Origin of the sequence: Sphingomonas arabinosi, assembly GCF_036663715.1 — a bacterium.
Classification (GTDB): domain Bacteria; phylum Pseudomonadota; class Alphaproteobacteria; order Sphingomonadales; family Sphingomonadaceae; genus Sphingomonas.
Genome location: NZ_JAXOJN010000056.1, coordinates 1 through 1,471, shown reverse-complemented (window position 1 = coordinate 1,471; position 1,471 = coordinate 1). Strand labels below are relative to the sequence as shown.

Annotated in this window: 4 protein-coding genes; all 4 read right to left on the bottom strand. The window is 59.5% G+C overall.

Annotated features, from left to right (window positions below; translation table 11 throughout):
- Positions 1 to 175 precede the first annotated feature (175 nt).
- The 4 genes from U1708_RS20615 to U1708_RS20600 are packed head-to-tail and all read right to left on the bottom strand — an operon-like array spanning position 176 to position 1,315.
- On the bottom strand, positions 176 to 499 hold the full coding sequence (locus tag U1708_RS20615; RefSeq protein WP_332748165.1) for a transposase: 324 nt from the start codon (positions 497 to 499) through the stop codon (positions 176 to 178).
- Positions 500 to 511: 12 nt separating this feature from the next.
- Positions 512 to 808 carry a helix-turn-helix domain-containing protein gene (locus tag U1708_RS20610; RefSeq protein ID WP_332748163.1) on the bottom strand — a complete coding sequence of 99 codons (297 nt, stop codon included), beginning with the start codon at positions 806 to 808 and terminating at the stop codon, positions 512 to 514.
- 1 nt (position 809) lies between these two features.
- Positions 810 to 1,145: a type II toxin-antitoxin system RelE/ParE family toxin gene (locus tag U1708_RS20605; RefSeq protein ID WP_332748161.1), complete on the bottom strand. Its 336-nt coding sequence runs from the start codon at positions 1,143 to 1,145 to the stop codon at positions 810 to 812.
- Between the two features lie 14 nt (positions 1,146 to 1,159).
- Positions 1,160 to 1,315 (bottom strand): hypothetical protein, encoded by a 156-nt coding sequence (locus tag U1708_RS20600; protein WP_332748159.1) that lies wholly within the window; start codon positions 1,313 to 1,315, stop codon positions 1,160 to 1,162.
- Positions 1,316 to 1,471 lie beyond the last annotated feature (156 nt).

Genomic DNA, 1,471 nt, shown 5'->3' with positions numbered 1-1,471 from the left:
GGAACTGCAATAGATGGCAGTTTGCGGCTCACATTGCGTGAGACGGATCGGGGCGGCGGGCGCACGATCGTTGAGACGCAAGCCACAATCGGTGCAACGGACGCACATTAGCGAGACGAAGACGCAGGCTACCTGAACCGACCCGATATGTGCTGCTGAATCAGCGTATTATCAGCTAATCGTTCGGAGCCAACGCTGCCAATTCACCGATCGTCTCCCGCATCCTGTCGAGCGCGTCGGACAAATCATCGATGCGATTTTCAAGGTCTGCCGCGAGATCGAACATCCCCTCTGCCGTCGCGGTATCGGCCCAGCCCTCGTTCACGACACGCATGGCAAATCCGTGCAAGCGCAGCAGATCACCCCGCATTTCCGGCGGCTTGTGACCATCGCCATCGAGATGTTCGCGCATCAGGTCCAGGTCATCCACCGCCCGTAGCAGGGCGCTGGTGTCGAAGGCGGCAAGCCGTTCCTCCCGATCGTCGGTTTCGTGCATCATGTCCTCTGCCTGTCAGCCGCGCTGTACGAGTTGTTCAATCGTCTCCGGCTCGGCTCCGATCAGCGCCAGCAGCACCCGTGCCGGCGCATCGGGCTGGCTACGGCGCTGCTCCCAGTCTCGCACTGTCCCCACCGGCAGGTGGTAGGCTCGCGCGAACTGATCCTGCGTCTTGCCCGTGCGCTTGCGGATGGCCGCCACGTCGAGTCCCTTCGACGGCACCGCCACCTTACCCCGGCTCATGTCCCCGTTCGCATAGGCGATGGCATCTTCCATGCCTGCCATCATCTTTTCGAATGCACGCTTTGCCATGTCAGCCTCCTAGACTTTCGGTGAGCAACTTGACGGCCTTGCCGAATGCGTTCTGCTCGGCTCTGGTGAGATTGGACTTCATGTTTTTTGGAAATACGGTCAGCAGGAATACCGGTACGTCCTCCCCGGCGAAATAGCTGATGACGCGATACCCGCCCGACTTGCCGCCGCCCGGCCGCGCCACACGCAGCTTTCGCGCCCCGCCGCATCCCGGCATGATATCGCCGGCCTCGGGGTTGGCGGCAATCAGATCCACCACCGCCTGCTGCTCGGCTTCGCCCATGCCGGCGTCTTTTGCCGCAGCAAGATAGGCCGGGGTTTCGATCACCGAGTGCATATCTTTATATACGGCTATCCCGTATATTCATCAAACAAAAAGTACGGTTTACCCGTATATGATGATTCTGGAAAACGGCCGGTTATCTGGCGATCTGCGAAAGCCCCTGTTGGAACAACTTTTCCCGCCAGAAAACCCAATGTCGAAATCAGCGCCAGCTTGATCCACACCCGCCATTTTTCCTTGCGGTTCCTGGATCGTGGACGAACGGATCATCATTGTGCGTCCGTCGCACCGATTGTGGCTTGCGTCTCAACGATCGTGCGCCCGCCGCCCCGATCCGTCTCACGCAATGTGAGCCGCAAACTGACATCTATTGCAGTTCT

What these genes read in the sequence shown, in the direction of transcription:
- U1708_RS20615 (WP_332748165.1), bottom strand. Translation starts at nt 499, where the DNA reads ATGATGCACGAAACCGACGATCGGGAGGAACGGCTTGCCGCCTTCGAC.
- U1708_RS20610 (WP_332748163.1), bottom strand. Translation starts at nt 808, where the DNA reads ATGGCAAAGCGTGCATTCGAAAAGATGATGGCAGGCATGGAAGATGCC.
- U1708_RS20605 (WP_332748161.1), bottom strand. Translation starts at nt 1,145, where the DNA reads ATGCACTCGGTGATCGAAACCCCGGCCTATCTTGCTGCGGCAAAAGAC.